At 69.5% G+C, this 4265-nt stretch carries 3 protein-coding genes and 1 pseudogene; 2 read left to right on the top strand and 2 right to left on the bottom strand.

The annotated features are described in order from the left end of the window. Nucleotides 1–19: 19 nt before the first annotated feature. Nucleotides 20–1339: pseudogene (locus tag B2P18_RS00230) on the top strand (ATP-binding protein); the annotation flags it as partial. A gap of 99 nt (nucleotides 1340–1438) precedes the next feature. Here B2P18_RS00230 and istB read toward each other — a convergent pair. Then, a complete protein-coding gene (istB, locus tag B2P18_RS00235) occupies nucleotides 1439–2272 on the bottom strand; it encodes an IS21-like element helper ATPase IstB (protein ID WP_376783756.1) in 834 nt (277 codons plus the stop codon). Then, nucleotides 2269–3858, bottom strand: coding sequence for an IS21 family transposase (istA, locus tag B2P18_RS00240; RefSeq protein ID WP_286955263.1), 1590 nt, complete (start codon nucleotides 3856–3858; stop codon nucleotides 2269–2271). Before istA ends, istB begins: the two co-directional genes overlap by 4 nt. A 224-nt stretch (nucleotides 3859–4082) precedes the next feature. Here istA and B2P18_RS00245 point away from each other — a divergent pair, with 224 nt between their 5' ends. Next, nucleotides 4083–4265, top strand: a complete 183-nt coding sequence (locus tag B2P18_RS00245; protein ID WP_286955264.1) for a hypothetical protein — start codon at nucleotides 4083–4085, stop codon at nucleotides 4263–4265.

Consider the following 4265-nt stretch of genomic DNA (forward strand, 5'->3'; position numbering starts at 1 on the left):
CTGAACCCGGGGCGGTTCACTCCGCAATCAGCGCCGCCGCGCAGAGGCCCGGCTCCACGCCGAGCAGCGCAAGGCCGCACTCGCCGCAGCCAGGGTCAAGGCCGAGCAGGAGCGGGCCGAGCGGCGCGCCACGATCTACCTCCCGAAGGCCGGCGAGCCAGGTGCCGCGCGGTTGCGGACACCGGGCCGGTTCAGCCTGACCCGCCATCAGGACACGTCAGCGACATTGGCGGGTGCGTATCCGTTTGTCGCCGAAGGTGGCCTTGGTGCGGATGGGGTGTTCGTGGGTCAGGACCTGTACTCGGGTGGGAGCTTCGTCTATGACCCGTGGGTGCTGTACGCGCGCGGGATCATCACCGCCCCGAACGTGGTGCTGGCCGGGATCGTCGGCTCTGGGAAGTCGAGCCTCGCCAAGTCGCTCTACACGCGGTCGTTGCCGTTCGGGCGGCGCGTGTACGTTCCCGGCGACCCGAAGGGCGAGCACACTGCGGTCGCCAACGCCGTCGGTGGGAGGGCGATCGTTCTCGGCCACGGTCTCAACACCCGCCTGAACCCGCTCGACGAGGGCCACCGACCAGCGGGCCTCTCGGATGAGCAGTGGGCCTCGACGGTCGCTGCCCGGCGTCGTGACCTGATCGGCGCGCTCGCCGAGACCGTGCTCGCCCGCGGGCTATCGCCGTTGGAGCACACCGCGATCGACATCGCCCTGACACAGACGGTTCGGGAGAACGATGTGCCGATACTGCCGATGGTCGTCGACCGCATCCTGGCACCCAGTGCGGATGCCGACGGCAGGTTGGCCGAGGATGGGCGTTTGGTCGGTCACGCGCTTCGCCGTCTCGTGGCCGGTGACCTGGCGGGACTGTTCGACGGGCCGTCCACGGTCAAGTTCGATCCGTCGTTGCCGATGATCTCCCTCGACCTGTCCCGGGTCACGGAGAACTCGACGCTCATCTCGGTGTTGATGACGTGCTCTTCGGCGTGGATGGAGTCCGCGCTGCTCGACCCGAACGGCGGGCAGCGGTGGGTGATCTACGACGAAGCCTGGCGGCTCATGTCCCACCCGGCGCTGCTGCGGCGGATGGACGCGCACTGGCGACTCGCCAGGCACTACGGGATCGCGAACATGCTGATCTTCCACAAGCTCACCGACCTCGACAACGTAGGCGACCAAGGCTCAGCCATGCGATCACTGGCAAACTCACTGCTCGCGAACGCCGAGACGCGGATCGTGTACCGGCAGGAGTCCGACCAGCTCGGCCCGACCGCGACCGCGCTCGGCCTGACCGGCACCGAGCAGCAGCTATTGCCGAACCTCGGCGTCGGCCAAGGCCTGTGGCTGAGAATGACAAGCCCATTTGGCCCCACTGTGATGCTTTGATTTGGCCCCACCCCCGGTTTGGGTGACGTCTGCTCGGCGTGGTCGTCGAGCAGGGGGTCAGGTGGGGTTGTTCTCCTTCCTCGTCGCGGTGCTGCTGGTCAGCCGGTAGGATGTGGTGCCGGTCTGGATGATGTGGGCGTTGAAGGTCAGCCGGTCGACGACGGCGGCCGCCAGGCGGGGGTCGGGGAAGGTGTTGCCCCACTCGCTGAAGGGGGCGTTGGACGCGCAGGCGATGGAGGCTCTCTCTTCGCGGGCGGTGATGATCTGGAACAGCAGCTCGGCGCCGCGCGGATCCAGGCCGACGTAGCCGACTTCATCCAGGCACAGCAGGTCCAGGCGGGCGTATCGGGCCACGACTCGAGAGAGTTGCTTCTCGTCGGCGGCCTCGACGAGCTCGTTGACCAGTGCGGCGGTGGTCACGTACCGCACCCGGCGTCCTTGCTCGGCTGCGGCGGTGCCCAGGGCGATGAGCAGGTGGGTCTTGCCGGTGCCGGAGTCCCCGAGCAGCACCAGCGGCTGACCGGCGTCGATCCAGGACCCGCCGGCCAGGTGCGCCAACGTCGCGGCCGGCAGGTCGGGCAGCCGGGCGGTGTCGAAGTCGGCCAGGCGCTTGGTGCGGGGGAACTTCGCCTCGTTGACCCGACGCAGCCGCCGGCGGGCGTCGCGTTCGTCGCACTCGGCGGTGAGCATCTCGGCCAAGAACGCCTTGTGCGTCAGTCGCTGCTTCGCGGCGGCCTCGGCCATCGGGATCGCTTGGTCGCGGATCGTGGGTAGCTGCAGCGTCTTGGCCGCGGCGTGCACAGCAGCCTCGGCGGCCGGGTCCGACATCGCCGTCAGCGCCGGCCCCGCCCCGGTGGCGGCGGACGTCTGGCGGGTGGTGGTGGTACTCATGCGGTGGCCTCCTGCAGGTAGGTGCGCGAGCCCGTCAGCAGCTGGTCGTAGCCGGTCAGCGACGGGGCGGATCGTTCGATGCCCGCGGCCGGGGCCGCTGTGGCCGGCAAGGGCACGGGTGCCGGCGCGGGCGGCCGGGCCTCGGCGAGGCGGGCTTGGACGGCGACCACGTCGGGATCGAAGGAGCCGATCGCCAGGGCAGCGTGCATGCCGGCCTCGACCTGACGAGGGTCCATTGTGCGGTGCAGCAGCAGCACTCCGACCAGCGCGCGGGTTCCGGCCCCGTCGCCCAGGCGGGCGCGGGCGGCGTCCCAGAACCGTTGATGGGTGCCGGTGAAGGCCCCGGATGAGCGGGCGGCGACCAGTGCGGTCGCCCCGGCCAGCGCGCCGGGCTTACGCGTCAGGGTCTCCAGATAGTGGTCCAGGACCAGGTCCTCGCTGCCCTTGTGCAGCGAGCGGGTGTGCTCCGCGACGAGCCTGCCGTGGCTGCTGGGGTCGAGCACCCGTACGGTCGTGGCGCCCAGGCGCACCTCCAGGCGCCGCCCGGCGTAGCGGGCCGGCACGCTGTAGTAGGACTGGCGCACGCACACCCGCGCCTTGGCATCGACCCGGCAGGACAGGGTCGCTGCGACGTCGAAGCCCTCGCCTGGCAACGGGTGCAGCAGCGCCAGCTCCCGTGCAGCGTCCTGGCCGACGGTCTCGGCGCGGGCCCCGATCCGGCGCTCGTCATCGCGGGCATCCGCGGCCGCAAGGGCCTCGTTCAGTGCCGCGAGGGAGCCCACGTGCGGCACCGGGGTCAGGTGCCGGCGGCGAAAACGCCCGATCTCTCCTTCGACGCCGCCTTTCTCGTGCGCTCCGTCCTTGCCGGGAATGCAGTAGAAGGAGTCGTAACCGTAGTGCGACCGCAACGCGACGAATCGCTCGTTCTCCAGCCGGTCGCGGCCCAGCGCGACCCGGATGACCGCGGGTTTGAGGTTGTCATAGCGGATCATCCCGGTCGGCACCCCACCCAGGACGGCGAAGGCACGCACGTGCCCGTCCAGGAAGGACTCCTGGGACTGGTTGGCGTAGGCCACGTGCACCGCCTTGCCCGAGTGCGACAGCCGCAGGCAGAACATCCACAACTTCATCATCGTCCCGGCGATCACAGCGTAGAACTCGCCGAAGTCGACCTCGGCCTCCTCCGCAGGCGGGTGGGTCTGGGGAACCATCACCTGTGCTCGGTTCCCGGCGATCTCCACGCGTAGCTGGGCGACCGACGCCCGCACACTGGACTCGGCCGCGTCGGCTCCTTCCTCTTCGAGCAGCCGCTGCCAGATCCGGCGGGCGGTGTGTCGTTGCTTCTTCGGTGCGTCCAGGTCCTCGGTCAACCAGGCCCGGATCGTGGCCTCATGCGAGCCCAGCACCGGCGCCGCCCGCTCGGGGACCTTCCTGGTGGGTGGGACTGCGTCGGCCAACGCCGCGCGGACGGTGCGTCGGTGGACCTTGTGCTTGGCCGCGAGCGCGCGAATCGACATGCCTTCATCGCGGGCGTCCCGTCGGATACGTTCGAACTGCTCCACTCTCGATCTCTCCTTCAACCCCATGGCCTCTCGTACTCGTCTTTGGCGGACAAGTACGGAACCTACGGGTCTGGTCGGGTCGAGGGTGGGGCCAAATCAAGCCATCACTACGCCTCCAAGTGGGGCCACTTCAGACTGGCACACTCACTGTGGCGGATCAAGGCCAGGAGCTTCGTCACGCAGCATCAGCTGCACCCGGCCGAGCTCGCCTTGTTCGACACCAGCAGCCGCGCGGCGGGAGGCCACCGATGAACCTCACCAGCCCACGCCGATCCACCCCGAACGACGACGAGAACCCTGCTCAGGTTGAACTGCCGCACGTCCTCGTCACCGTCGCCGCCGACGGAACCCTCACCGCAACCATCGACGGAACACCATTCCCCGCACCCGGCGAGACCGCGTGGACGCGGACGGGACTGCTGCAGGGGTAG

The organism is Arsenicicoccus sp. UBA2120, from assembly GCF_002330965.1.
Taxonomy (GTDB): domain Bacteria; phylum Actinomycetota; class Actinomycetes; order Actinomycetales; family Dermatophilaceae; genus Arsenicicoccus; species Arsenicicoccus bolidensis.